Origin of the sequence: Saccharibacillus deserti (assembly GCF_013618475.1) — a bacterium.
Taxonomy (GTDB): Bacteria; Bacillota; Bacilli; order Paenibacillales; family Paenibacillaceae; genus Saccharibacillus; species Saccharibacillus deserti.
The window spans coordinates 22426-49370 of the sequence record NZ_JABJVN010000015.1 but is presented as its reverse complement, the minus strand read 5'-3'; the positions used below and the strand labels follow the sequence as shown (position 1 = coordinate 49370).

The following is a 26945-nucleotide window of genomic DNA, read 5'->3' as shown; positions in this document are numbered from 1 at the left end:
GGAACAAACTCGGTTATTCGGTTTCTTTCGTTCGGCGCCGTGTTTCTCAGCGGCGACTTTTATATCCTATCACAGTGTCGAGCAATTCGTCAAGCATTATTTTTCAATTCTTTTTCAACGCTCGTTTGCCGACTTGCTATGAAGATCTTCTCTCGAAGAGCCGTTTATTAATGTAGCATATCGCCAAATAGCTAGTCAACACTATTTTTCATTTTTATTCATTTTGCTTTATTCTTTATCGTAACAAGCGATCTAGGCTCGAATACAATATATAGATTATACATTGAAAACGCTTTTCTGTCAGCCTTGTTTCGAGAAAAGACATTAAAAATGCGGCTGCAGGATTTTTCTCCCGCAGCCGCAGCTCTTCCTCTACCTGGAAAGCCAGACTTTTAAAGTTCTCTGCGCCCTTCCAAAGCTTTGGACAATGTCACTTCATCCGCATATTCCAGATCTCCGCCTACCGGCAGTCCATGGGCGATCCGCGTTACTTTGATTCCAAAAGGACGTACCAAGCGGGAAATGTACATGGCTGTCGCTTCGCCTTCGATATTTGGGTTGGTCGCCAGAATCAGCTCCTGCACCCGCTCATCGCTCAGACGGTTCAACAGTTCTTTGAGACGAATATCGTCGGGACCGATTCCTTCCATAGGAGAAATGGCTCCATGCAGCACATGATAGTAACCGTCGAATTCCCGGGTACGCTCCATGGCCACGAGATCTTTCGCATCCTGCACCACGCAGATCACGGACGCATCACGGGACTTGTCCTGACAGATCCGGCAGGGGTCCGTATCCGTGATATTGCCGCAGACTGTACAAAAATGCAGGTTGCGTTTCACGCTTACAAGCGCCTTGGCGAAATCGATCACATCGTCTTCTTTCATATTAAGCACATGAAAAGCCAGTCTCGCCGCCGTTTTCGGCCCGATTCCGGGCAGACGGCTGAACGATTCGATCAGTTTGGCAATCGGCTCCGGATAATGCAAGGCCACACTTCCCTTTTACGAATAGTTTAGAACAGGCCCGGGATTTTCATACCGTTCGTGAATTTGCCCATGTCCTGGTTTGCCAGTTCTTCGGCTTTGGTCAGCGCATCGTTAACAGCCGTCAGGATGAGATCCTGCAGCATTTCCACGTCGTCCGGATCTACCGCTTCGGGTTTGATGTTGATCGCGATCACTTTTTTGTGTCCGTTGACTTCAACGCTTACCACGCCGCCGCCGGAAGTACCTTCGACTTTTTTCGTACCGAGTTCCTCCTGTGCTTTCATCATTTGTTCCTGCATCTTCTTCACTTGTTTCATCATTTGGTTCATGTTGTTATTCATTACGATCTCTCCTTTGAATTGGACCTCGGCTTCTTCGCGAAGCAAAGCGCCGGGCAGCACTTATTCTTTAATGACAACCAGGTTTTCCCCGAACAGGTTCAACGCTTCATCTACCCAGGGTTCTTTGCTGCCGCCTTCTTCTTCGTGTTGAAGCTCCAGGACTTCGGACTTCGAACAAGAAGCCGATTCTGCAGATTCATTCCAATCTTTCTGCATAATCGTGACCAGATGCCATTCTCCGCCCAGACACTCGGCCATCACCTGCTCGACGACCTGGCGATTGGCGGGCTTTTCGATCGTTTCGCGGTGAATATCGTTTTTGAATGCCACCAAAACGGAGTCGTCCAGCGCCGACACCGGTTCACCGTTGGTAAACCAGGCATGAACCGTTACCTTCTCTTCTTTTACCCGCTGCAGCACCTGGTTCCACTTGCCCCGGATCTCCTTGAAAGAAGAGTCCTCTCTTCTCGCCAGGTATTGATCCATATGCGAAGGGAGCTTGGCCATCCGGGATACGCGCGGCGTGTTCGGGCGAGCAGCCGGCCGACCGCCTGCCGCTTCGCCTCCCCCGGAGGACGGCATACCGCCGCGGATCGCTTGGTCCAGCTTCTTCTCGAGTTCGGCAATCCGGCCTTCCAGACGTTTGACGGCCTGCGAATCGGCGGGAGGCGCGCTCGAAGACGAAACCTCTCCCTGCACCGGCAGTTCGACGCGGTCGCCTTGACTGACCAGGTTCAGCAGGGCCACTTCAAACAGCATCTGCGGATTGGCCGCATATTTCATTTCGTTCTGGTAGCGGCTGAGCGTATCGAGAGTGCGGAACAGGTTTTCTTTGGTAAAACGCTCCGCTATCGTGTGAAAAGACGCCGCATCCAGCACCCGTTCCGTCATGTGCTCCGAGTTGGGCACCATTTTGATCATCAGCAGGTCGCGGAAATAATACAAAAGATTCTCCATGCATTTGTCGGCGCTTTTGCCTTCCTGCATCCAGTTCTCCACCGTCTGCAGCACGCCTCCGGCGTCTTTGGAAGACAAGGATTCGGCCAATGCCGAGAACTGTTCGGAGGCAATGCCCCCCGTCATGTTCAGCACCTGGTCATACGTGACTTTGCCATCGGTAAAAGCGGAGATCTGATCCAGTACGCTCAGCGCATCGCGCATCCCTCCGTCGGACAGACGGGCGATGTACTGCAGGGCACTCTCTTCGGCTTCGATCTTCTCTTCGCGGCAGATTTCGGTCAGCCTTCCCGTCTGCTCCTCGAGCGAAACACGGCGGAAATCGAACCGTTGGCAGCGCGAAATGATCGTAGCCGGCAGCCGGTGCGGTTCCGTTGTAGCCAAAATGAACATCGCATGCTCAGGCGGTTCTTCCAGCGTCTTCAGCAGGGCATTGAACGCTTCCGTCGTGAGCATATGCACTTCGTCGATAATATAAACTTTACGCCGCACTTCGGTCGGGGCGTATTTGATCTTGTCGCGCAGGTCCCGGATCTCTTCCACCCCACGGTTGGAGGCGGCATCGATCTCGAGTACGTCCATCACCGCTCCGGATGAGATACGTTTGCACGTTTCGCATTCGTTGCACGGTTCGGGAGCGGGTCCCTTTTCGCAGTTGACGGCTTTGGCCAGAATCTTTGCGGCGCTCGTCTTGCCCGTCCCCCGCGGTCCGCTGAACAAATAGGCATGGGATACCCGCTGTTCGCGTATGGCGTTCTGCAGCGTTCGGATAATATGCTGTTGTCCTACCATGTCTTGGAACGACTGAGGCCGCCAAGCACGGTAAAGCGCAATATGTTCCATCAGCGGCTCCTTTTTAATCGGACTTGAAATCGGGTTCATTCAGACAAAAATGAATCGTCGTCGTCCCTTTATTATACTATATTTCCGCACGGATAAAAACGGCGCGCGGGCCTTTTGAAGCGGATGAACCCAACTTTTTTGCAGGGCTTTTCGCGGATAAAAAAAACAAAAAACACCTTCGCCTTCGGCAAAGATGTCGGTCGTTTGATCAATAAAATAAAACCGTGCACCCGTCTTCGATACAATGCCATCCAAGCGGCACCTCTACACAACAACTCGGGCCAGGCCACCCTCCGGCACAAAAGCGGACCTGCTTATGGCTGCTTCCTTCCGGACCTGACCAGGTTCACAAGAGCTCATTGCGGAGGACCCGACCGTCAACATTATGTGTAGAGACCAAACCTTACAGGACATGACCTCGAACGGGAATTCAACCTCGCTATAGCGGATTGCGAGTTACAGGGCACCGCTACCTCCCCATCTAGCACGGCACTTTCTATTATACGGGATGCAAATAGAAAACGCAAACAGGCCGGCAATGTTGCAGCCGGCCGCGGGAAGGTCCCGTTTCGATCGGCACTCGGGTTGTTTTCCAGTGCCGGAACACATCGGTTCCGGCACGAGGGGAAAGCCAAAAGCCGCTTCGACCCGAAACGGGCCCTTCCGGCCCCTCCAAGCAAAGAGGGGCCGGAAGGAAATGGCGAAGAAGCCCGGCGAGCCATAGGCCGCCGGGCTTCTTCGTCTTGCTTTTCAGGCGGACGACTCGTCCGCCCCTACAGCAAGCTTAATTCTGATCGAGAGTGACTTCGGCTTCACTTCCCCTGTTTGAAACCACTGTCTCAAACCCTGAAGTGAAACGAGCGGAGCGACCGGGCAGAATCAATCAAGCGAACCTTATACGAGTCCGACCGGAGGTTTCGCCCGGCGCTGATCGACCGGAGGAACATGGGTGTACGATCCGATCACGACATTCGGAAGCTCTTCGCGGAAAATTCCCAGCATCTGCTTCATCCCAAGGATTTCTCCCTGGGCCGGCGGGATGAGTTCGAGGTAACTTTCCGGGTCGATATTCAGATTCCGCATCTGAATAAGTTTCAAGTCGGTGCGGCGCGCAAACTCGATCATGGCTTCGATCTCTTCCTCACGGTCGGTTACCCCGGGGAAGATCAAATAGTTGATCGAAGTATAGACGCCTTGTTTTGCCGCATAAGCCATCGACTTCTCGACGTTCGCCAGCGTATAACCGCGCGGCTTGTAGTAAGCATTGTAATGATCGTCCAAGGCACTGATCGTGCTGACGCGCATCAGATCCAGACCCGCATCGACGATTCCGCGGATATGGTCGGACAGACCGGCATTGGTATTGATGTTGATGTAGCCCATATCGGTGCGCGAACGCACTTCGCGGATCGCTTCGATAATCAGCTTGGCCTGGGTGGAAGGTTCTCCCTCGCAGCCTTGTCCAAAACTGATAATCGATTCCGGCGTAGTCAGATGCTCCATCATGACCTGTACCATCTCTTCCGTTCTCGGACGGAAGTTCATACGCGTCTGGGGCGCAACGAAGCCGCTGTCGTCAGGTTGTTCGGAAATACAACCGAAACAGCCTGCGTTACAGGAATAAGAAACGGGCACTCCGCCTTCCCAGCGTCCGAGGAACGTATTCGAGGAAGTCAGACATTCGTAGCCGAGCGCACAGTTCGACAAATGCTGATACAGCCGGTTATCGGGATACTTCTCGATAAAATCGTGTACTTTGCCGTTAAGTTCGCGGGTATCGCAGTTCTCCGGATTCCACTTCTCCGGGTCGTCGCATTGTTCGGCCGTCACATAGAAGCGTCCGTCTTTCCAGACGACAGCGGAGTAGCCGAACAGTGGCAGTTTATATTCTTTGTCCGTCTTTACGTAGCCGGGCAGAGCCAGACGGGTGAAACCCTGCGGAAGCAGCGCTCCAACCGCCTGCATACCTTCCAGCGCCATCATTTCGCCGCTTTCCGGATCAAGCGCAACCGGCTTGGTGCTCGGCAGGCCGACCAAAGTCGCACCGTCCGGCAGAGGAATAAGTTCGTCTTCCATAATTTCGATAATCATATCGGCGCTGCGCGCCAGGGCGAGCAGTTCGGGGTGATCGTATACATTGCCGTTCTCGTCGGCGTAAACCAGATGCATGGGTAAGGTCTCCTTTTAGCGGGCTTGCGGCTTTGTTTCTTAATCGTTTACTTGCTTGTTACGGGAGTGGCGGTCCGTGTCGGACGTCTTGCTGCGCCGGCAGCGGAATTCCCGCCGCTCTTGGACGGCGAAGACGATTTGGCGCTGCCTGTCTCTCCGGAAGTATCCAGAGAAGCCAGGAATTCGGCGTTTGTTTTGGCATTTTTCAACTTCTTGAGGAAACCTTCGATGAAGTCGAAGGAATCGTTCATATTTTTACGAATATGCCATACGGCATCCAGCTCTTCCTTGGACAACAGCATTTCCTCGCGCCGGGTTCCGGAACGCCGAATATCGATCGCAGGGAAAATCCGGCGTTCCGCCAGTTTCCGGTCCAAATGCAGCTCCATATTGCCGGTTCCCTTGAATTCTTCATAAATAATATCGTCCATTCTGGAGCCGGTGTCAATCAACGCGGTGGCCAGGATGGTCAAGCTCCCCCCTTCTTCAACGTTTCGGGCTGCGCCGAAGAAGCGTTTCGGGCGGTGGAACGCGGCCGGATCGATACCGCCGCTGAGCGTACGGCCGGATGGAGGGATAACCAGATTGTAGGCTCGCGCAAGGCGCGTAATGCTGTCGAGCAAGATGACGACATCTTTCTTGTGTTCGACCATGCGCAGGGCGCGCTCAAGCACCAGTTCGGCTACTTTGATATGGTTCTCCGGCAGTTCGTCGAAGGTGGAAGCGACCACTTCCCCTTTGACCGAGCGCTGCATATCCGTCACTTCTTCCGGACGTTCATCGATCAGCAGCACGAACAGCTCGATCTCCGGGTTGTTTTCGGAAATGCTGTTGGCCACTTCTTTCAGCAGCTGCGTTTTACCGGCTTTCGGAGGTGCGACGATCAGTCCGCGCTGACCGAGACCGACCGGCGCGATCAGATCCATAATCCGTGCGGACAGACGGTTTTGCGTGGTCTCGAGCGGCATCTTTTTTTCCGGATACAGAGGGGTAAGCGCCGGAAAATGCAGACGTTCCGCAGCCGTGGCAGGGTCCAGTCCGTTAACGGCATTTACCTGCAAAAGACCGAAGTAACGTTCGTTTTCTTTGGGAGCACGGCACTTTCCGGACACAAGATCTCCGCTGCGCAGATCGAATTTACGGATTTGCGAAGCCGAGATATAAATATCTTCGGTACTTGGCAGATAGTTGATCGGACGCAGAAATCCGTAACCTTCCGGCAGAACTTCAAGCACGCCCTGCATAAACATCAGTCCGCTTTGCTCCGCCTGTGCACGCAGGATCGCGAACACCAATTCCTTTTTCTTCATCTGACTGTAATACGAAATTTGATACTGCTTGGCCAATTTGTAAAGATCGGTCAATTTCATAACTTCCAAATCGGAAAGTTGCAAATCCATGTAAGAAAACCACCTATTCAATTTTATAATGGAAAGTCCCGCTCTCTTCGGAAGAGGCCATGGCAGGGACAGAATGGGCAATCGACTGAAACACATCCTCGGAAGCGGCACAAGGAACCTGTCTATCTAGCTGTATATCTATCTGAACGAAGAAAAACACGGTTTCGTTATGGTTGTTGGAATATACGGCTTCACATGCTCGCCGTTTGTAATAAAGCTTCTAGGGAAACGAAAGGATAGGCAATGGAGATCGAATTTGGGTTCGGGAAGGCCCCGAACGGATAGGAGTCAAGCGACTGGAAATGAAAAGAACGGAGAATGAAACATCCATTTACGATAAACATTACCCATTTTCCAAAAAAGTGATTCGATGGCAGGAAAAAAAGCACGGACGCGGCCAAAGGCCGCGCCTGCACTCCGTCAAACGGTCTCGCGCCATACGTCCGCGCCAAGACTGCGAAGATTCGAGACCAGGTTGTCATAACCCCGATCGATATATTCTACGCCTTCAATTTCGGTAATACCGTTTTCGACCGTCAAACCGGCAATAACAAGCGCGGCTCCCGCACGCAGATCCGCCGCCTGGACTTTGGCCGCGTTAAGCTTGCCGCCTTCGATGACCGCAGAACGGCCTTCGACCCGGATCTTGGCTCCCATGCGCACCAGTTCCGGAACATGCTTGAAGCGGTTGCTGTATACGAAATCGCTGAGCACACTCGCGCCGTCGGCCTGAGTCAACAGACTTGTCATCGGCGATTGAAGATCCGTCGGAAATCCCGGATAGACGAGTGCTTTGACATCCACATGCTGATAAGTGGGTCCGCCGATAATCCGGATGCTCTCGTCCATTTCTTCAACGGTTACGCCGATTTCCTGCAGCTTGGCCGTTATGGCTTCAAGATGCTTGGGAATGACGCTGTCAATCAGAACATTGCCGCGCGTTGCCGCGGCAGCAATCATATAAGTACCGGCCTGGATTCGGTCGGGAATGATCGAATGTCGGCAGCCATGCAGTTCGCGGACGCCTTCGATCCGGATGGTTTCCGTACCTACGCCTTTGATGCTGGCTCCCATAGAATTAAGCAGTGTGGCTACGTCTATAATTTCAGGCTCTTTAGCCGCGTTTTCGATAATGGTAGAGCCTTTGGCCTTGGCGGCCGCAAGCATAATATTGATGGTCGCTCCGACGCTTGCGACATCGAGATAGATTTTGGTGCCGCGGAGTTCTTCCGCATGCAAATGGATAGCGCCGTGTTCGTTAACCGCGGTCGCCCCAAGCGCTTCGAAGCCTTTGATATGCTGGTCGATCGGACGGGGCTCAAAGTTGCAGCCGCCCGGAAGCCCAATCAGCGCTTCGCCGAATCTGCCGAGCAGAGCACCCATCATATAGTAGGAAGCCCGAAGTTTCTTAACCGGTCCGTTAGGCATTGGAATCGATTTGACATTCGACGGATCGATTCGCATCTGACTGCCTTCCCAGGATACCCGTGCACCGAGTCCTTCCAGAATCTCGGCATAAACCGCCACGTCGCTGAGCAGCGGGAGATTGTCCAATATCACTTCGGAATCTGCAAGCAACGCTGCGGGAATAAGCGCAATCGCACTGTTTTTCGCACCGCTGATCGTGACCGTTCCCTGGAGCGGACGCCCACCGGTGATCATTAATTTCTCCATAAGTTCAAAGGTCCCCCTACTTAATGTGCAGCCATTCGAAAAAGACTGGAATGATAGAGCGAAACAAAAGCCGAATGTGCCGGAATTAAAACAAAATGGAAAGACACCGATTGAACGGTTATCTTTCCATAATGAATGAGTAGTTCGGATTTTGCAATAAAAAATCGACATTACGCGCAAAAAGAACGCTCTGCCGCACCAAGCGGAAGCTTAGGCTTTGTTGCTCGAACCGAATTCTTTGATCTTGCCGATAACGGTAGCTTTGATCGCGTCGCGGCCCGGTACGATAAATGTACGCGGATCGTAAGCGTCAGGCTTTGCAGCCAGAACTTCGCGAACGACTCTTGCGAATGCGATTTGGTTTTCCGTGTTCACGTTGATTTTCGACGTGCCCAGGGAGATCGATTTTTGGATATCGTGAGTTGGGATACCCGTACCGCCGTGCAGAACCAATGGAAGGTTTACCGCGTCGCGGATTTCTTCCATCTCTTTGAAGCCCAGGTTAGGTTCGCCATGGTAAGGACCGTGTACGGAACCCAGTGCAGGAGCCAGTGTATCGATGCCGGTTTCTTTGACGATGCGTACGCATTCGTTCAGATCCGCATACTGGATGCCGCCGATTACGTCGTCTTCCTGTCCGCCTACCGTACCCACTTCAGCTTCGACCGAAGCGCCTTTGGCATGTGCGTACTCAACGACTTTTTTCGTCATTTCGATGTTTTCTTCGATCGGGTGATGCGATCCGTCGATCATAACGGAAGTGAAGCCGGCATCGAGAGCCGCTTTACATTTGTCGAAGCTCGAACCGTGGTCGAGGTGAATGGCAACCGGAACGGTGATGCTCATATCCAGCAGCAGGCCTTCGACCATCTTCACGACTGTATTGAAACCGCCCATGTGACGAGCTGCGCCTTCGGATACACCGAGGATTACCGGAGATTTTTCTTCTTCGGCAGCGCCCAGGATGGCTTGTGTCCACTCGAGGTTGTTGATGTTGAACTGACCCACCGCGTATTTTCCTTCGAGAGCTTTGTTCAACATGTCTGTCATCGAAACTAATGGCATGGTTGTTCCTCCTAATTAAATGTTGGATTTCTATATTGAGCCGACATCCATACTTGCTTATTATACCACTGTCGCTGCAAATACAAAACAGGCAGGTTGTAAACTTCCGAGGAATTTGCATGAACAAAAAGGTTCGGCGATCGCCGGCTCAGCCGCTTATTCCTCTTTCAAATACCGGCCGACGGCCAATCGCATCTCGTCGATATCGAAAGGTTTTGTAAAATGCATCAATGCGCCCTGGTCTTTGGCTTGCTTGATCATATCAAGTTCCCCGTAGGCGGTCATCATGATCACTTTGATCTCCGGATCGGCCGCTTTGATATGTCGCAGAATTTCCAGTCCGTCCATGCCGGGGATTTTCATATCCAGCAGTACCAGGTCGGGCCGGTCCTGCTGCAGCAGCTCCAGCGCTTCCTTGCCGTTTGCCGCCTGATAGGTCTTGTATCCTTCGCTTCCGAATACCTCGGTCAGCAGCATGCGGATTCCGTTCTGGTCGTCGACAATCAATATTTTGTGTTCGCTCATCTTCGTTTGTCCTCCCCCGTTGTGATCCCGTCCGCCGTGTCGCCGCTTCCGTCGATCGCTCTCCTCGTGTACAGGAGCTTCCGCTTTCGGATACGCGATTGTTGCTCCCAAACTTATTCGACTTGCAAAGGCGATTTCCTGCTTATTCCAGAAGGGAGGCCGAATATTTCCCGAACCAGACACCGGCGGGCCAAAAAGAAAAAGAAGGCCCGGCAGATGCCGGGCCTTCTCGCGAGCCATATCCTAGTACCTTGGCCGATAAAGAGGTTAGGTTACGCCCCTCGAAAACCCGCTTGAACCGTGCGTGTTTCCGATGAACGCAAACCTTAGATTTAATTCGGTCAAGGTACTAGTACTAGTTGATCGAATACGTAATCGAAGCTTTGACAAATTCGCGGAACAGCGGCTGGGGACGGTTCGGTCTGGAAGTGAATTCCGGATGGAACTGTACCGCCAGGAACCAAGGATGGTTCGGCAGTTCGACGATTTCAACCAGACGGCCGTCCGGCGAAGTGCCGGAGATGACCAGACCGGCCGCTTCGATCTGTTCGCGGTAAGCGTTGTTGAACTCATACCGGTGACGGTGTCTTTCGTAGACCAGCTCGTCGTCGTAGCACTGCATGGCGAGGGATCCCTCCACCAGTTTGCACGGATACAGGCCCAGACGCATCGTGCCGCCCAGATCTTCGATGTCTTTTTGTTCCGGCAGCAGATCGATCACCGGGAATGTCGTAGCCGGATCGATCTCCGAGCTGTTTGCACCTTCCATGTTGGCCAGAGCGCGCGCGTACTCGATGACCGAAACCTGCATACCGAGGCAAATGCCGAAGAACGGAACGTTGTTCTCGCGTGCATAACGGATCGCCGTGATCTTGCCTTCGATCCCCCGGTCGCCGAATCCGCCCGGAACCAGAATGCCTCCGAGGCCGCCCAGCATTTCCTCGACGTTCTCTTCGGTTACTTCTTCGGCATCGACCCAACGGATCTTCACGTCCGCATTGGCATCGAAGCCGGCATGGGCCAGCGATTCGACAACGCTCAAATAAGCGTCGTGCAGCGCAACGTATTTGCCGACAATCGCGATTTCGACCGTTTTTTCCAGTTTGCCGATCCGGTCGACGAGCGCTTCCCATTCCGACATGTCCGGCTGCGGCGTATCGAGCTTAAGATGCTTGACGACGATCTCGTCCAGGCCTTCGGCGCGCAGATTCAACGGAACTTCGTACAGCGTCGCCGCATCGCGGCATTCCACGACGGCGTCTTTGTCCAGATCGCAGAACAGGCCGATCTTCGCTTTGGTGTCTTCGGACAGTTCGTGCTCCGTACGGCACACGATCACGTTCGGTTGAATCCCGATGCTGCGCAGTTCCTTGACACTGTGTTGGGTCGGCTTGGTCTTGATCTCGCCGGCTGCTTTAATGTAAGGAATGAGCGTGACATGAATGTACATCACGTTGTCGCGGCCCACGTCGCTGCGAAGCTGACGGATCGATTCGAGGAACGGCAAACTCTCGATGTCGCCTACCGTACCACCGATTTCGGTGATGACGACGTCGGAACCGGACTCTCGGCCGGCACGCATGATGCGTTCCTTGATTTCGTTCGTGATATGCGGGATAACCTGTACCGTGCCGCCCAGGTATTCGCCCCGGCGTTCTTTGCTGATTACCGAAGAATAGACTTTGCCGGTCGTTACGTTGCTGTTCTTCGAAAGGTTGATATCGATGAAACGTTCGTAGTGTCCGAGGTCAAGGTCCGTTTCCGCGCCGTCGTCCGTGACGAACACTTCGCCGTGCTGATACGGGCTCATCGTTCCCGGGTCCACGTTGATGTATGGATCGAACTTCTGGATGGTCACTTTCAGTCCTCTGTTTTTGAGAAGCCTGCCGAGCGATGCGGCCGTGATGCCTTTGCCAAGCGAAGACACAACCCCGCCCGTTACGAAGATATACTTGGTCACTGCAAAAAACCCCCTGTACTGTAATGATATTTAAATTGCAAACGTTCCGGCGCATCGGGTCTAGCAAATCGGATGGCTGTGCGTATGGAAAATATCCTATAAAAAACAAAAAAAGTGACACCCGTGTCCACGGGGCACTTTTATCGCTTTTTCCATATAAGTCCGTACCTAAATCAAAAGCCCAAGCAATAGTTTACCTTCTGGCCGGAGGGCTGTCAAGCACGGAAAACGGGCTCTTTCATTCCGTTCTTCCTGCCGCTCCGGGCCCGTGAAAAAGAGCTTCCGTGAAAGAATACGACAGCGAAACAGCGCTTAGCGCTCTTCTTCGCCTTCGAACTCCTCTTCTTCCTCTTCCTCTTCTTCTTCCATTTCTTCGCCTTCGATCTCTTCTTCCTCGTCTTCGATCTCGTCGTCGACGATTACGTCTTCGTCCACGTCCTCTTCGTCGGCGTCGAACAGATCGTCATCCTCGTCCTCATCGGCCGAATCGAAAGCTTCTTCGTCCGGACTGAATACCGCTTCGTCTTCCAGATCGTCGTCGTCTTCGTCGTTGATGATACGCGGACGTTTCGTACCGAGAATCGGATCTTCGGATTTCTCCAGCGGATACCAGCGTTTCAGACCCCAAAGGTTGGTACCTACGCAGGCAAAACGGCCGTCGATATTGATTTCCGTATACAGCTGGGCAATCATGTTCTCGGCTTCTGCCTGAGTGAGGCCGCGGTGACGCGCCACTTCTTTCATCAGGTCCGGGTAATAGTAAGGCTCGTTGGCTTTCTTCAAAATCAAGAACGCCAAATCGACCATCGGCATTTCGCGAATCTTCTCGTTATCGATCGACAATTCAATCGGTGCAGGTGTCAAATGGACACTTCCTCTCAAAACATAATGCAACTCGGATCAAACAAAAAAAGTCAACATAAGTAAAACGCATTCGCGCGTAAAAAGCAAGGCGGCCGAACGATTTTTCGGCGGTCGCGAAAAAAGACATCGGAATCTCCGGATTTCGCAGCCGTTAGGCAGCCCTGGCCGCCTGTCCGAAAAACGCGTCGGCCGCCAGGGCCGCAGCGGGGGTTACATCCGGTCCGGTGCCGATACGCCGATGAGCCGCAGCACGTTGGCGATAACCGTGCGAACCGCGCCAAGCAGCGCCAAACGGGCCTGGGTCAGCGCGTCGTCTTCCGTAATGAAGCGTTCCGCTTTGTAGTAGCTGTGCAGCATCGCGGCCACTTCGTACACGTAGCGGGTCAAACGGTGCGGCGCGTATCCTTCCGCGGTGATGCGAATTTCTTCCGGCAGCTCGCCCAGCTTGCGGAGCAAATCGTACTCATGCTCGGCGGTCAGCTTGCCCAGATCGACCTGCTCCAGCGGCAGCACGGCTACATTTTTCTCTTCCGCTTGACGGAAAATGCTGCAGATACGCGCATGCGCGTACTGTACGTAGAAAGCCGGGTTCTCGTTCGATGTCGAAACCGCAAGGTCCATATCGAAGTCGAGGTGCGAATCCATGCTGCGCATCGTGAAGAAGTAACGCATCGGATCGACGCCCACTTCGTCCATCAGCTCTTCCATCGTAACGGCTTTGCCGGTCCGCTTGGACATCTTGACCTTCTCGCCGCCCTGGAACAGGCTGACCATCTGCGCGATCAGTACGATCAGCTTCTCCGGATCGTTGCCGAGTCCCTGCATGGCGGCTTTCATCCGCGGAATGTATCCGTGGTGATCGGCGCCCCAGATATTCATGACCTTGTCGAAACCGCGGGCGTACTTGTCGCGGTGATAAGCGATATCCGGTGTCAGATAGGTATAGGTGCCGTCATTCTTGATCAGCACGCGGTCTTTGTCGTCGCCGTATTTGGTCGTTCTGAGCCAGGTGGCTCCATCGAGTTCATAGACTTCGTCGCGGCTGCGCAGTTCGTCGAGCGCATCCAGCACCTGCCCGTTCTCGTACAGGGAAGTTTCGCTGAAGAAGACGTCGAAGTGCACCCGGAAACGGTCGAGATCGCGGCGGATCTTCTGCATTTCCTTTTCCAGCCCGTAGGTGCGCAGATACTCCATCCGTTCGCCCTGGCTCATCGACAGCAGGCGGTCGCCTTCAAGTTCGACCAATTCCTTGGCAAAACCTTTGATATCCTCGCCGTAATATCCGTCTTCGGGCATCTGCGCATCCTGGCCCAGTTCCTGAAGATAGCGGGCTTCGATCGAGACGCACAGGTTCATGACCTGGTTGCCGGCGTCGTTGATGTAGTATTCGCGCGTTACGCCGTACCCGGCGAAGTCGAGTACGTTGCAGAGCGCATCGCCGACGGCCGCTCCGCGGGCATGGCCCAGATGCAGGCTGCCGGTCGGGTTCGCGCTGACGAATTCGAGCTGGACGCGCTTGCCTTTGCCGTCTTCTATCCGTCCGTAGTTCTCGCCCTGCGCATGAATCGTGCCGACGACCGGATACAGATAGCTTTTGTTGAGCGTAAAGTTGATGAAGCCCGGCCCGGCGATCTCGGCACGTTCGATCCCGGCCGATTCGCGGTCCAGGTTCTCGAGGATCGCTTCGGCGATCGCACGCGGGTTCTTCTTGGCGAGACGGGTCAGCTGCATCGCCGCGTTGGTGGACAAATCGCCGTGGGTCTTGTCTTTGGGTACCTCCAGCGCAATGTCCGGAATATCGGCTTCGGCCACAAGGCCGGATTTGGCAATCGCCTGAGCGACGGCCGTTCTGACGGTATTTTCAAGCTGTTCGAGCGGGTTAATCGTCATGTCGGTTGACTTCCTCCTGTATGGTTAAGCTAACGGCAAAATGGCCCGAGATGGCATTATGGACTTCCAATTCGTACGCCCAAAAAATCTCTCCCGCCGAACCTTCCATGCGTACGCTCAGCTCCCGGGTATGGGTAACCAGCGCAAAACGCGTGTAAGGCGAACGGTAAAAACCAGGCAGACTGCTTCCTAGGCGGAAGGACTGCTCCGATTCGACCTCGCCGTGGCGGATGACTTTCAATTCTTCCTGCGTGATCTTGAGCAGAGTTCGTACGCTTCCCGGATTTCCGCTTGCGCCCGGTTCCTCGTAACGAAGATACAAGGCCCGGTCTTTCCGAAAAAGCTGCCCGGCGAGCGTCTGCTCGACCGTTTCTTCGCCTTGCCTGCTGTTGATCGTAATCAGGACGCGGCTCGTATCTGACATAACGCTTCCGCTCCAATCCGTTTAATGAAGATTTCTTCTATAGTACTATAGCATATTCCGTTATTCGGACCTAGTGCTTTCCAAGAGTACGAACAGGCCCCGGGCAAAAAAAGGCCGGCTTCCACGTTTCTGGCGAAAACATGAGTTCCCGGTCCGGGTTTACGCGTGCCGCGGACGTTTATTAAAATAGAGAAGAATCCGATGAAAGCCTACCGGTATCCGCGAAAAGGAGGTACCCCGATGCAGTCCCGCACGCCGAATCCAACGCCGGGCGGCTTCCGCCCCCTCCCGGCTTCCCTGTTCGCCTCGACCGCGCTTGAAGCGTCCCCGCGGCTGCTGGGCCAGACTCTGGTACGCCGCACCGAATTCGGAGAGATCCGCAGCCGGATTATCGAGACGGAGAGTTACGGCGGTATCGAAGACAAAGGCAGCCATGCCTATGGCGGCCGGCGAACCCCCCGCACGGAGATCATGTTCGGAACCGGGGGACCGGCCTATATCTATCTGATCTACGGCATGTACCACTGTCTGAACGTCGTCACGGGAGAAAAAGACAACCCGCAGGCCGTGCTGATCCGAGCCGTGGAGCCGCTTACCGAAGAAGACGAGCGGCGCATGCGCTTCTTCCGCAGGATCAAATCGAAGAAAGCATCCGATCTGTCCGGCGGACCGGGCAAGCTCTGCCGGGCGCTGGATATCGACAAATCGCTCAACGGCTGCCGCTTGACCGTACCGACCAGCCCGCTGTATCTTGAAGCCGGCGACGATCCCGCTTCGCTGGAGATCATGTGCGGGCCGCGTATCAATATCGACTATGCGGAAGAATATGCGGCCGAACCCTGGCGCTTTTTGATTAAAGACCATCCGTACGTCTCGATTCACGACAAAGCTCATCCGCCGAAGCGATTTTATTTGTAAAAAAAGCGCCGGTCCCGCAAAGGGATCGGCGCTTCTTCGTCATTTAGGCGGAAATACGATAAAGAGGCAGGGCGATTAAACGCTCAGGGCTTCTTTGAGCTCTTCCGGCGAGCGGTTCCACCATTCCTCGTTGTGCGCCGTCAGCAGCGTCTTGAGCGCAGTCTTGGCTTCGTCGTCCATTTCGCCGAGAATAATCTTGCGTTTGATCGCATAATCGAGTTTGTTCACGTGATCGGCCAGAATCTTGAAGCCGCGCTTGGTTTCGCTGTTGATCCACATCTCGCAGGCCGTGGCGCCGGCATAGCTTCCGCCTTCTTCCGTCTTGTCCACCGCAACCCAGACCAGCCATACGCGGCGTCCGCCTTCGGCATCCGCACGCTCGGCGGTAAACTTGATGCCCCGCTCCACTTTGCTCTTCGCGTGCATGGCGCCCACATCGATCTTGGCTTCGCCTTCGTCTATGATAATCGGGGATACATTGTTTAAGTTAATGGCGCCGGTACCGAAACCCTTGTGTTTGCTGCTCTTTTGGCTGCTGCTGATAATGTTGAGCCCCAGCTGTTTTTTACCTGTCTGATTGTCTTCCATGGCGGGAATCCGCACCCCTTTCGGCGAATAAATTCATCCAAATTCTTGCAAAAAATTAATCTTTTTTCATGAAACTCTTCATCTTCTTCTATTCTATCCGATAAAAAGACGAAAGCAAAACAAAACACCCGGGTCCCTTTTTGATAAACCGTCGGGTAAAGTCGCTTTAAAGCCTCTCGGAAGATAGGAAGCTTCGTAAATTTATGTGAACATTCTCTTTTTTAACTTTCGCAAAACCGCATAGCCGCGCGGTTTGCCCGTTTTGATGGAAGGTCCGCGTCAAACGCGCATCAAAACAATGTTAAATAAAGGTTTGCCAACGGCTAAGTCCTTTGCTACAATGTGTTTTGTGAGTAGTAACAACTTTGTAAACTTTGATTGAAGCCATAGAAATTGCGCATTTTGACAACGACGGAAGAATATCCGAAGCTTTATCGGTGCAAACCAAGATCTGAGCCTAATTCAGGCACCGGGAAGCGGGGGAACCAGTTATGGGTGAATTGACTTCGCAACGAAGGAGTCATAGGGGGACCTTCTCAACCGAATCCTTAAGCTAACCTCGCAGGCAAACATGGAAGGGGTACAATGTCTTTGAAGAAGAAGCTGACAGCCGCAGTAATGGGTCTCGCTATCGCCTTTAGCGTAGCAAGCGCAGGAAATGCTCATGCAGACTCCCAATTGGACAACGTAATCGACTCTGTAGTTGGAACACCTTATCGCACAGCGGGAACTACACCCAACGGATTTGACTGCTCGGGATTCACAAGTTATGTCTTCGACAAACTCAACATCAACCTGCCGCGCCAATCTTCTTCGCAGTACAGCGCCGGTTCCAAAGTTGACAAGAGCGACCTGCGTGCGGGAGATCTCGTATTCTTCAACACGAACGGCCGGGGCATTTCCCATGTGGGCATCTATGTAGGCAACGGCAAATTCGCCCATTCGTCGTCTTCGAACGGAGTTCGCTACGACAGCCTGGGCTCGAGTTATTATGCCGAACGTTACGTTGGAGCCGCTCGCGTCATGAGCACATCCACGTATTCGTCCCTTGCCAGCAGCTAAAATCGAATTCTTTCCGGGATCCTACAGATCCGTTCTATAACTTTATCTATGAATTCTGAAGCCGTATTGGATGAGTGCAATCATCCGATGCGGTTTTTTCATGTGTCCGGTGAATCGAAATCCTGTTTCATTTTCTTTTTAAACGGTTGTAAGCTTGAAAAGGTTTCAAATCCCGTGTAAATCTTGTCTTACAAAATATTACCCGCGAATAGGACGCTCAAACGCATTTTCCCATTTTATTGGGCATTTTTTATACAAAGGAGACGAACGGCTATGCATGCGCAGCTTTTCGAAATTCATCCGATGACCGAGCGGGAAGCGGAATCCGTCTGCGGTTGGCAGTACGAATTCCCCTACGATATCTACGGCTGGATGCCCTGGGAAGAAGTCAAACAGCTCGGGATCGAATTCGGCGATCCCGAGCTGCGCGAACAGCAGTATGTGACGGTCTATCAAAGCGAGGTTCTGTGCGGGTTTGCCCAGCTCTTCCCGCTCGGCGGCACAACCCGCCTCGGCATCGGGATGCGCCCCGATCTGTGCGGCCGCGGGACGGGTCCGGAGTTTGTCCGCGCCGTTACGGCAGAAGCCCTGCGGCGTATTCCCGGCCAGGAGATCGACCTGGAGGTACTCACCTGGAATCAGCGCGCTATCAAAGCCTACTGTAAAGCCGGCTTCCATATCACCGATCTGTACGAACGGATGACACCAGGCGGCATGAAGCCGTTCTACTGCATGGTCTATCAGGAGCCGGCGCAGTAGATACGGCTCATCGCACTGCCGAGCCCGTCGGCACCGACAGCCCCGACCATGGATACTCGTGTGCCTAATCGCGCGGCACAGACCGCCTGGTTGGCCTTGCCGCCCGGAAGCAGACGCACGGCCGTCCCCGGCAGCGTCTCGCCCCGATCGGGCACACGCCCGCTTTACATGACCACATCGCTATTAAAACTGCCGACCACCACGATTCGCGGTGCGCCGGCTTTCTTTTGTTCATCCCCGGCAGATTCTGCGCGTTTCCATTCCATGATTCTCCCCGCTTCTTCGGATCGACTCAGATCAAAGGCACAAAGGTCATCTGCTTTTCTCCGATCAGTACGTTGATTCGGTGCAGATCCGCATCGTGGATCACGACCGCGCTGCCTACACCGATCGACGGCTGGGTACCCAGCCCGTAGAACAGGTCTTCCGCCAGCGCTTCATGGACTTCGAGACGGTCTTCCGTTCCCATACGTTCCCAGTCTTCCGAATCCATCTCGAAGAACAAATAACTGTCCGGAATCAATGAGACCGCTTTCGTCAAATCCTGCAAAATATCTCCGTAATCTCTTCCGTGTTTAACTCCCATTGCTTCTGCTCCTTTTTTTGTACATTATTGTGAACCGGCTATCTTATTTTCATTATAGCGCAATTTATCTCTTAAAAAAAAAGCTCCCCCTGTCGATAAAAAACATATCGAGCCATAGGGTGTTTTTAGTCGAAAATCGCCTGACGATGCCGTTGTCCGAATATTTCGACTGTTGAACGGGTTTCGCTTTATCAAATGCGTACCGTCCGGCAGTCCCGTTTGAAGCTTGTACGAGAAGGTCGCCTACGTTTTCAGTTTTGTTTCTTGCAGTTCGCAAAGGCCAGGGATGGCCGCGCTTATGAAGTTTTATATTCTCATGGATGAGGTGCTTACATGGAATTATCGTCTCTTATCGGTTTAGTTCTTGCTCTGGTTTCCATTTTTGTCGGCATGATTTTGAAAGGTGCTCCGCTGGGTTCCCTGATGGTGCCGGCGGCCTATCTTATCATTATTGGAGGTACCGTTTCAACCATATTCGTCGGCTTCCCGATGAGTGACCTGAAAAACTTCCCGAAGCTCGTCAAGATCTTTCTGTTCAAACCCAAATTGATCGACAAACCCGAGCTGGTCGGCATGTTTATGGATTGGGCATCGATTACACGGCGCGAAGGCCTGCTGGCGCTCGAGTCCAAAGTTGACGAAATCGATGACGACTTCCTTCGCAACGGTATGCGGATGATCATCGACGGCAACGATCAGGAGTTTGTCAGCGATGTGCTGATGGAAGATATTCATGCCATGGAAGAACGTCACCGCGTAGGCGCGCAGATCTTCTCCCAGGCGGGCATGTATGCTCCGACGCTCGGCGTTCTCGGCGCCGTAGTCGGTCTGATTGCCGCATTGGGCGAACTTGAAGACATGAATAAACTGGCCCACGCCATCGCCGCAGCGTTCATCGCCACCCTGCTCGGTATCTTTGTCGGCTATGTTGTGGCCCACCCGATCTCCAACAAGCTTAAACGGATCTCCAAGAAAGAAGTGGAAGTTCGCATGATGATGGTTGAAGGTCTGCTGTCCATTCAATCGGGCGTATCGACTATTGCCATCAATCAGAAACTTGCCGTATTCCTGACTCCTACGGAACGCAAGAAATTAGAAGAAAAGGGAGGCGCTTCGGGTGGCCAAGAAAGCTAGACCGGAACACCACGAAGAACATGCCGACGAGAGTTGGCTTCTTCCTTATTCCGACCTTATGACCCTGCTGCTCGCTCTGTTCATCGTCTTGTATGCCATGAGTTCGGCCAATGTCAGCAAATTCGAAGCCATGGCCGAAGCGTTCGACTCCGTGTTCAACGGAGGTAAAAGTATTATGGATTACACTTCTACGACGGAAGACAGCAAAACGCAGGACGGTTCCAAATCCGTAGAGGAAATGGCCAAGGAGGCAGACATCACCACGGCCAAGAAGAAAGACACGGCTGATGAGACGCTCGCCAAATTGAAGAAAAAAGAACAAGAAGATCTCACCAAGCTCAAAAAACAGCTGGACAGTTATATTACCAAGAACGGTCTCAGCACTCAGCTGGAGACGAATCTCAATCAATCGCAGCTCCAGATCACGATCAGCGACAAAGCGCTGTTCGCTTCAGGCGAATCCACGGTCAAACCGAATTCCCGTACCCTGGCAGCCGCGATTGCGAATATCCTCAAAAATTTCCCGGGCTACAACATTCAGGTTATCGGCCATACCGACAATATCCCGATCTCCAACAGCGCATTCAAGTCCAACTGGGATCTCAGCTCGGGCCGGGCCAATAACTTCATGCAGGTTCTGCTCAAAAATCCGAATCTGGATCCAGTCCGCTTTACTTCGATCGCAGCAGGAGAATATCATCCGGTTGCTTCGAATGCCACGGCTTCCGGTCGAGCGCAGAATCGCCGTGTGGAAGTCTCGATTATCCGGAACTATCAAGACTCGGAGAATAAGATCAGTACAACAAATACCAAGTTGCCTTGATACGATTTATCCTCTGCCTCTTTCTTCGGAAAGGGGCTTTATTTATCCACAGGCAATTCACAAATTCACAATCTTCATGTAGAATATGTGCATAACCCTGTGGACTACTGCTTACTTATCCACAATTTTGTACACACCATGTTAACACCAGAATACTTGTTCGATGGATATCTCGTTTTCGAACAGAGGAAAGGGGCTTTACCGTTTTGGAATTCTCGGATCCTTACAGCCATGAATACTGGATGCGCCTTGCTATCGAAGAAGCCGAAAAAGCCAAAGCGATCGGTGAAGTCCCGATCGGCGCAATCATGGTTCGAGGCGGAGAAATTATCGGTCGGGGATACAATTTGCGGGAAACGACACATGACGCTACGGCGCACGCGGAGATGATTGCCATTCGCGAAGCCAGCGAGCGGATCGGCGCCTGGCGGCTCCTGGACTGCACCCTTTACGTCACGCTTGAGCCTTGCCCGATGTGCGCCGGTGCAATTGTACAAGGACGCGTGCCTTTGGTCGTCTACGGAACGCCGGATCCCAAAGCCGGATGTGCAGGCACGCTGATGAATCTGCTGCAGGAGCCCCGCTTCAACCATCGGACCGAGTTGATCGAAGGTGTGCTGCAGGAAGAATGTGCGGCGATGCTGTCCGACTTTTTCCGTGATCTCCGCCGACGCATGAAAGAACGCAAAGCGCTGCGACAGGCAGAAGCTGAACTCGCCGCAGAACTTTCCCCGGCCGATCAGGAAATTGAATAAACTCGATACACGCCAAAAAGGCGGCCCTGAGGGCCGCCTTTTCTTGTTGAAACGGTCGAATCGCTTAGTAGTTCATGTTTTCCAGTTCGTCCATTGTGATTGTATCTGTTGGGATACCCACTTCGAACGTCTGTTTTTCGTTTACTTTGCTGTACGTCGACGAACCGGTCAGGGACACTTTACCCGAAGTTTCGGATTCCGGATCCTGGAAGTTGACGTCCATCGTCATCTTCTGGTGAATCGGGAATTTGTCCGCATTCAGCGCCGTGTCGATCTGGAACGTGTTCACGGTCAGGTATTTTTTCATTTCTTCAAGGTCTTTGTTCATTTGCTCGTTGTCCGTTGTGCTCAGTTCGCTTTTCGCGTCTTTGAGATCCTGTTCGGTCATGCCGAGCATTTCACGATATTCCGGCGTATCCAGCGTTTCGATCACTTTCGGCAGGGCTACGTTAACCAAAGTTGTAATCGCGTCTTTCACATTGTCGTTCGTTACTTCGAAGCGAACAACGTCTTCCGCTTTTACGCCTTCTGGCAGTCCGGCATCGCCAGGAGCGATTTTCTTGAAGTATTTGCCTTCGTCAAAGCTGTCCAGAACCGCTGCGCTCAGGTCCGAAGTCAATTTTTGCGAGTTTTTCGGATCCAGCATAGCGTCGTTGAATTCGGTACCTTGTTCGGCTGCCAGTTCTTTCAGGTCAAGTTCGATAAACTTGCCGACCATGTCCTGCGGCAGTGGAAGAATAGCAATGTTTGGAACTTTTACGTACATTTTTTCTTTGGTCATGACGATCGGAAGCTTGATCGTCATTTCCATATCGCCTTTGAGCTTCACTTCGAGATTCATTTCCGCCTGCATCGGATCGCCTTGGTATACGGTCTTCATATTGAATTCCGCGCCTTTGAGCATGCTGACCACCTGATTTACGCTTGCCGTGTCGGCACTGGACGGAGGAACCGTAACCGTCAGTTCATTCATGGTAAAATTGCTGTCCATTTGATAGGAAGTGACTGCTGCAGCGCTTGCTACCGAAGCTTTCAGCAGGGCTTTCGGTGTTGCTTCGGCTTTTGCAGCCGGGCTTGCCGCATTGTTACCGCAGCCGGACAATACGAGCGTACCCGCCATAACCAATGCGCCAAAACTTCCGAATAATTTTTTGTTCATGTTTTGTTCTCCCCTTTAAATCTGTATGTGTTTTAAATCGTCCTGTTACCCTCTTACCACAACGGCTAAACCTCGAAACCTTCAAACCCTTGAATTTCCATCTAAGCGGCTTATGTTTCCGGACTCGTCTAAGTATACGTGAATCTGTTTCGAAAAGTTTCAAAATTCCAAAATCGGCCAATAAGCCTTATAAAAAAGACAGGACCCAAGAACCATTCAGGCTCTTAAGTCCTGACTTAATACCCTTTTATTAACAAGTATAATTAATGGATGTCTTTTTTCTTGAAGCGCCCGCCTTTGACATCATGGATATTTCCGATAGCCAGAAAGGCTTTATCGTCGAATTGATTGACGATCTCTTTGAGTTTTGCTTCTTCAAGCCGGGTAATCACGCAGAAAATGACTTTCTTCGGATCTCCCGTAAATCCGCCCTCGCCCGCCAGATACGTGACTCCGCGTCCCAATCGGTCCAGAATCGCGTTGCCGATCTCGTCGATCTGATCGCTGATGATCCATACCGATTTGGATTCGTTCATCCCTTCAATGGTCACATCGATCATCTTATAGGCGATATAGTAGGCAAGAATCGAAAACAAAGCCCGGTCCCAACCGAATACAAAGCCTGCACCGGACAAAATAAACAAGTTGACGAACATCACGATTTCCCCGACCGAAAAAGGCGTTTTGCGGGAAACCAGAATCGCGATGATCTCCGTTCCGTCGAGCGAACCGCCGTTGCGAATTACGATTCCCGTACCGACACCCAGAAAAATGCCGCCGAACACAAAAGCAAGCAGGGTATCCGTCACGAACGCCTGCACGGGGTGAAGCAGTACGGTACCGATCGAAAGAACCGTAATGCCAAGCAACGTGGATAAGGCAAAAGTCTTGCCGATCTGTTTATAGCCGACAATAAGAAAAGGGAGGTTTAAGATAAATAGAAAAATACCGAGTTTCCAACCGCTGAGAAAAGAGGCCATCACCGAAATGCCGGTAATTCCGCCATCGGTGATCTTGTTTGGGACGAGGAAAAGCTCCAGAGCGACGGCAACCATCACTGCGCCGAAGACGATAAAAAAGGTTCTCGTTACAATTTGCTTAAACGTTCTTTTTCCATGTGCACGCGGTGCAGAAGGCTTGCGTGCCGGAGTCGGGATTACGGTTTCATTCATTATTCACTTTCCTTCCCGTGGATTGGATGCGGCTATAGGGTCTCTCCTTTACCGATAAATGGTGGCAGTATACTTCAGCATACAGTTACTCTTCTTAATTATGCCATATCCTTTGACAGTTTGTCTCGTTTTCAACTTGTTTTCCGGTAAAAGGAACTGTATAGTTATACATTTTTTTGTTTTAGCATACATGGAAAAGCCACCTCTCCATGTGTGGAGGAAGGCAGTTTTACACTTTAAAAGAATATGCAGCTTATGGTGCGTATGGATCTAATCTTAAATTTTTATGCTATATTAGCCTTTTTACTGACTTTTTTGGGTGTATCTGCATTTCGGAAAACTGCTGCAACCCATAAAATTTCCATTCTTCCCTTGGCGCTCAACTAGCTCTCCTTTACATCGTGGACATATCCCTGCGCTTTTAAAAGCTGCCTTCTCTTCCAAGCTTCGTTTAATGTCGGAAACATGCTTCCTACGCTCTTGATGAGTGTGGATAGTCTTAACCGCTAGGGCCTTTTGAATTCGATAAATTTGTTCATCAGATAACACGACATGTTTATATTTCTGAATGGCCGATACCAATCCAGTCGTGTAAACAACATCCGTGCTCATCTGTTCAAGCTTTAATTCAGCTCTTGTACTGAACGCAATAATAGAGATGAACGGGATCGTACTGTCTCCTAAGTAGCTCTCAAGTGATTTAATGTGTCCGTAGTTCTGCCGAATAGGATTATATAGTCGCTCTTTACGTTTGTAGATGACTTGGGTCCAATACTCTGACTTCTCGCTTCCCAAAATCCAACCCCTATAATTCTTCGTCTCAATCACAAATACACCATACTTGGAGATGACCATATGATCAATCTGCGATGTCTTTCCATTCGTACGCTGAATCATAAGATCGTGTAGCACTTTATACTCCTTACGATCAAGTTTTCTTAGCTTGTGACGAACAGACCCCTCGCCGATCCTTCCCTTGATCTTGGGGGACCTTAAGGTCAAAAATAAAATGAACAGCAGTACCGCTAGTACATAAATCATTAATTGAACACTCCATTGTTGTTTAATCGCCAGGCTATCTTAGAACGATTTGATTTTGAGTGACTCTCTGCTGGCCTTCCTCTATTTTTTCGGCTTTGTACTAGCATTTTCCTGCTATTGGAAAAGAAAAGCGTATAATAACCCTAATTTGTACTCCTGTTTCCCTACCTCAATCAGTTTTTCAAGCAATTGCAAAACAAAAAACGCACTTCCCGTTATCCAACGGTAAAGTGCGTTTCGGTTAGACTCGCCGCAAACCTATGCAGCAAGGGGAGTTTTAAACTGGCGGAGAGGATGGGATTCGAACCCATGTGGAGTTGCCCCCTAACGGTTTTCAAGACCGCCCCGTTATGACCGCTTCGGTACCTCTCCGAGTATTCAAATTGCATACCCCTCTGGGCAAAGCGATTTGAAGAATTCTGCGCCTAGCGAAAATCTTTTAATTTTGTTAGTAGGACTGGACGATTCGTAAATGTCCGTTCCTATCATATCGCATCGCTTCGCTTCGCGCAAGGTCTATAACTTGGCACAAAACGAAGCGGCGGATAGGACTCAAGCTTTACGCGTTGGGAGCAATGACTTTCACGCCGCGCATATACGGCTGAAGAACTTCGGGAATCACGACGCTGCCGTCTTCCTGTTGGTAGTTTTCCAAAATGGCGGCAACGGTACGGCCTACGGCAAGCCCCGAACCATTCAGGGTATGCACGAATTCCGGCTTGCCTTTCGGCTCGCGGCGGAAACGGATACTGGCACGGCGGGCCTGGAAGTCTTCGACGTTCGAGCACGAAGAAATCTCACGGTACATGCCGCTCTCCGGCAGCCACACTTCAAGATCGTACGTTTTGGCGGCCGTAAAGCCCATATCCGCCGTGCACAGTACGATTACGCGGTAAGGCAGGCCGAGCAGCTGCAGCACGCGTTCCGCATTGGCCGTCATCTGCTCCAGTTCGTCGTACGAATGATCCGGATGCACGATCTTGATCATTTCGACTTTGTTGAACTGGTGCTGACGGATCAGCCCGCGCGTATCGCGTCCGGCAGAACCGGCTTCGGAACGGAAGCAGGCGCTGTAGGCGATATATTTTTTGGGCAGATCGGACGCTTCGAGGATCTCGTCGCGGTGATAGTTCGTCACCGGCACTTCAGCGGTCGGAATCAGATAATACTCCGTATCCTTCAGCTTGAACAGATCTTCTTCGAACTTCGGCAGCTGGCCGGTTCCATAGAGGCTGTCCTGGTTGACGATATACGGAGGAAGCATCTCTTCGTAGCCGTGCTCTTCGCTGTGCAGGTCCATCATAAAGTTGATCAGCGCACGTTCCAGGCGGGCACCGAGGCCTTTGTAGAACGTAAAGCGCGATCCCGTTACTTTGGCTGCCGCTTCGAAATCGAGAATGCCCAGATTCTGCGCCGTTTCCCAATGGGCTTTGGGCGTAAAATCGAACTTGCGCGGTTCGCCGACACGACGGATCTCGACGTTGTCGTCTTCGGATGCGCCAAGCGGCACGCTCTCGTTCGGAATATTCGGAATCGCCATCGTAATCGCGTCGATTTCCGTTTCCAGGCTACGGACTTCTTCATCCAGCTGCTTGATCCGGTCGGAAACTTCGCGCATTTCGGCAATAAGATCGTCCGCGTTTTCCCGATTTTTCTTCAGCTTGGCGACTTCTCCGGAAACGGTATTGCGGCGGTTCTTCAACGTCTCGACTTCCTGAAGTTTCTCGCGGCGTTCACCGTCGAGACTCGGGAAACCGGCGATCAAGTCTTCCGACTTGCCGCGGTTTGCAAGCGCTTGTTTGACGCGGTCGTACTCGTTTCTCAATACTTTTACATCCAGCACGGGT

The 26945-nt window shown here is 52.2% G+C and carries 25 protein-coding genes, 1 tRNA gene, 1 other RNA gene and 1 riboswitch; of the genes, 6 read left to right on the top strand and 21 right to left on the bottom strand.

What is annotated here, in order from left to right; translation table 11 throughout:
- Positions 1-392: 392 nt before the first annotated feature.
- The 13 genes from recR to HOP44_RS22495 all read right to left on the bottom strand — a co-directional run bounded on the left by recR (position 393) and on the right by HOP44_RS22495 (position 15101).
- A complete protein-coding gene (recR, locus tag HOP44_RS22555; protein ID WP_172257621.1) occupies positions 393-989 on the bottom strand; it encodes a recombination mediator RecR in 597 nt (198 codons plus the stop codon).
- Positions 990-1015: 26 nt separating this feature from the next.
- Positions 1016-1330 carry a YbaB/EbfC family nucleoid-associated protein gene (locus HOP44_RS22550; protein ID WP_141447902.1) on the bottom strand — a complete coding sequence of 105 codons (315 nt, stop codon included), beginning with the start codon at positions 1328-1330 and terminating at the stop codon, positions 1016-1018.
- Between the two features lie 60 nt (positions 1331-1390).
- A complete protein-coding gene (dnaX, locus tag HOP44_RS22545) occupies positions 1391-3130 on the bottom strand; it encodes a DNA polymerase III subunit gamma/tau (RefSeq protein WP_172257619.1) in 1740 nt (579 codons plus the stop codon).
- Between the two features lie 222 nt (positions 3131-3352).
- Positions 3353-3620, bottom strand: an RNA gene (ffs, locus tag HOP44_RS22540) — signal recognition particle sRNA large type.
- A gap of 404 nt (positions 3621-4024) precedes the next feature.
- Entirely contained in the window at positions 4025-5299 is a 1275-nt protein-coding gene (locus tag HOP44_RS22535; protein ID WP_172257617.1) for a radical SAM family protein, read from the bottom strand.
- Between the two features lie 47 nt (positions 5300-5346).
- On the bottom strand, positions 5347-6699 hold the full coding sequence (gene rho / locus HOP44_RS22530) for a transcription termination factor Rho (RefSeq protein WP_172257615.1): 1353 nt from the start codon (positions 6697-6699) through the stop codon (positions 5347-5349).
- Positions 6700-7119: 420 nt separating this feature from the next.
- Positions 7120-8373 (bottom strand): UDP-N-acetylglucosamine 1-carboxyvinyltransferase, encoded by a 1254-nt coding sequence (locus HOP44_RS22525; protein WP_172257613.1) that lies wholly within the window; start codon positions 8371-8373, stop codon positions 7120-7122.
- Positions 8374-8583: 210 nt separating this feature from the next.
- Positions 8584-9438 carry a class II fructose-1,6-bisphosphate aldolase gene (gene fba / locus HOP44_RS22520; protein ID WP_172257611.1) on the bottom strand — a complete coding sequence of 285 codons (855 nt, stop codon included), beginning with the start codon at positions 9436-9438 and terminating at the stop codon, positions 8584-8586.
- Positions 9439-9594: 156 nt separating this feature from the next.
- Positions 9595-9963, bottom strand: coding sequence for a response regulator (locus HOP44_RS22515; RefSeq protein WP_172257609.1), 369 nt, complete (start codon positions 9961-9963; stop codon positions 9595-9597).
- A gap of 355 nt (positions 9964-10318) precedes the next feature.
- A complete protein-coding gene (gene pyrG / locus HOP44_RS22510; RefSeq protein ID WP_172257607.1) occupies positions 10319-11923 on the bottom strand; it encodes a CTP synthase in 1605 nt (534 codons plus the stop codon).
- A gap of 312 nt (positions 11924-12235) precedes the next feature.
- On the bottom strand, positions 12236-12736 hold the full coding sequence (gene rpoE, locus HOP44_RS22505; protein ID WP_216667703.1) for a DNA-directed RNA polymerase subunit delta: 501 nt from the start codon (positions 12734-12736) through the stop codon (positions 12236-12238).
- Positions 12737-12997: 261 nt separating this feature from the next.
- Positions 12998-14677 (bottom strand): arginine--tRNA ligase, encoded by a 1680-nt coding sequence (gene argS / locus HOP44_RS22500; RefSeq protein WP_172257603.1) that lies wholly within the window; start codon positions 14675-14677, stop codon positions 12998-13000.
- Positions 14667-15101, bottom strand: coding sequence for a YwiB family protein (locus tag HOP44_RS22495; protein ID WP_172257601.1), 435 nt, complete (start codon positions 15099-15101; stop codon positions 14667-14669). The genes argS and HOP44_RS22495 overlap by 11 nt, the downstream gene beginning before the upstream one ends.
- Positions 15102-15341: 240 nt before the next feature.
- On the opposite strand from HOP44_RS22495, the gene HOP44_RS22490 reads away from it, so the two are divergent.
- Positions 15342-16019 carry a DNA-3-methyladenine glycosylase gene (locus HOP44_RS22490; protein ID WP_172257599.1) on the top strand — a complete coding sequence of 226 codons (678 nt, stop codon included), beginning with the start codon at positions 15342-15344 and terminating at the stop codon, positions 16017-16019.
- Positions 16020-16094: 75 nt separating this feature from the next.
- Here the strand turns inward: HOP44_RS22490 and HOP44_RS22485 are convergent, their stop codons facing one another.
- Positions 16095-16607, bottom strand: a complete 513-nt coding sequence (locus HOP44_RS22485) for a YwhD family protein (RefSeq protein WP_172257597.1) — start codon at positions 16605-16607, stop codon at positions 16095-16097.
- 444 nt (positions 16608-17051) lie between these two features.
- Positions 17052-17190, top strand: a riboswitch (cyclic di-AMP (ydaO/yuaA leader).
- An 8-nt stretch (positions 17191-17198) separates the two neighbouring features.
- Here HOP44_RS22485 and HOP44_RS22480 point away from each other — a divergent pair.
- Entirely contained in the window at positions 17199-17669 is a 471-nt protein-coding gene (locus HOP44_RS22480; protein WP_172257629.1) for a C40 family peptidase, read from the top strand.
- Positions 17670-17942: 273 nt separating this feature from the next.
- A complete protein-coding gene (locus HOP44_RS22475; protein WP_172257595.1) occupies positions 17943-18428 on the top strand; it encodes a GNAT family N-acetyltransferase in 486 nt (161 codons plus the stop codon).
- Here the strand turns inward: HOP44_RS22475 and HOP44_RS22960 are convergent.
- Together HOP44_RS22960 and HOP44_RS22465 are read right to left on the bottom strand one after the other, a co-directional pair.
- The gene (locus HOP44_RS22960) at positions 18410-18583 is read right to left on the bottom strand and encodes a PfkB family carbohydrate kinase (RefSeq protein WP_343060017.1); all 174 of its coding nucleotides are present in this window, start codon (positions 18581-18583) and stop codon (positions 18410-18412) included. The two genes, HOP44_RS22475 and HOP44_RS22960, sit on opposite strands and share 19 nt — an antisense overlap.
- A gap of 137 nt (positions 18584-18720) precedes the next feature.
- Positions 18721-19014 (bottom strand): hypothetical protein, encoded by a 294-nt coding sequence (locus HOP44_RS22465; protein WP_172257593.1) that lies wholly within the window; start codon positions 19012-19014, stop codon positions 18721-18723.
- A gap of 333 nt (positions 19015-19347) precedes the next feature.
- On the opposite strand from HOP44_RS22465, the gene motA reads away from it, so the two are divergent.
- The 3 genes from motA (at position 19348) to tadA (ending at position 21726) form a co-directional block, all read left to right on the top strand.
- Entirely contained in the window at positions 19348-20148 is an 801-nt protein-coding gene (gene motA / locus HOP44_RS22460) for a flagellar motor stator protein MotA (RefSeq protein WP_172257591.1), read from the top strand.
- A complete protein-coding gene (locus HOP44_RS22455; RefSeq protein WP_172257589.1) occupies positions 20132-20971 on the top strand; it encodes a flagellar motor protein MotB in 840 nt (279 codons plus the stop codon). The genes motA and HOP44_RS22455 overlap by 17 nt, the downstream gene beginning before the upstream one ends.
- Positions 20972-21177: 206 nt before the next feature.
- Entirely contained in the window at positions 21178-21726 is a 549-nt protein-coding gene (gene tadA, locus HOP44_RS22450; protein WP_281367830.1) for a tRNA adenosine(34) deaminase TadA, read from the top strand.
- Positions 21727-21790: 64 nt separating this feature from the next.
- Here tadA and HOP44_RS22445 read toward each other — a convergent pair whose 3' ends face one another.
- The 5 genes from HOP44_RS22445 to serS form a co-directional block, all read right to left on the bottom strand.
- Positions 21791-22885 carry a hypothetical protein gene (locus tag HOP44_RS22445; RefSeq protein ID WP_172257587.1) on the bottom strand — a complete coding sequence of 365 codons (1095 nt, stop codon included), beginning with the start codon at positions 22883-22885 and terminating at the stop codon, positions 21791-21793.
- A gap of 263 nt (positions 22886-23148) precedes the next feature.
- Positions 23149-24057 carry a YitT family protein gene (locus tag HOP44_RS22440; RefSeq protein WP_172257585.1) on the bottom strand — a complete coding sequence of 303 codons (909 nt, stop codon included), beginning with the start codon at positions 24055-24057 and terminating at the stop codon, positions 23149-23151.
- A 303-nt stretch (positions 24058-24360) separates the two neighbouring features.
- Positions 24361-25098, bottom strand: a complete 738-nt coding sequence (locus HOP44_RS22955) for an NERD domain-containing protein (RefSeq protein WP_246370040.1) — start codon at positions 25096-25098, stop codon at positions 24361-24363.
- A gap of 283 nt (positions 25099-25381) precedes the next feature.
- Positions 25382-25470, bottom strand: a tRNA-Ser gene (locus HOP44_RS22430).
- A gap of 187 nt (positions 25471-25657) precedes the next feature.
- The gene (gene serS / locus HOP44_RS22425) at positions 25658-26941 is read right to left on the bottom strand and encodes a serine--tRNA ligase (protein ID WP_172257583.1); all 1284 of its coding nucleotides are present in this window, start codon (positions 26939-26941) and stop codon (positions 25658-25660) included.
- Between the last annotated feature and the right edge of the window lie 4 nt (positions 26942-26945).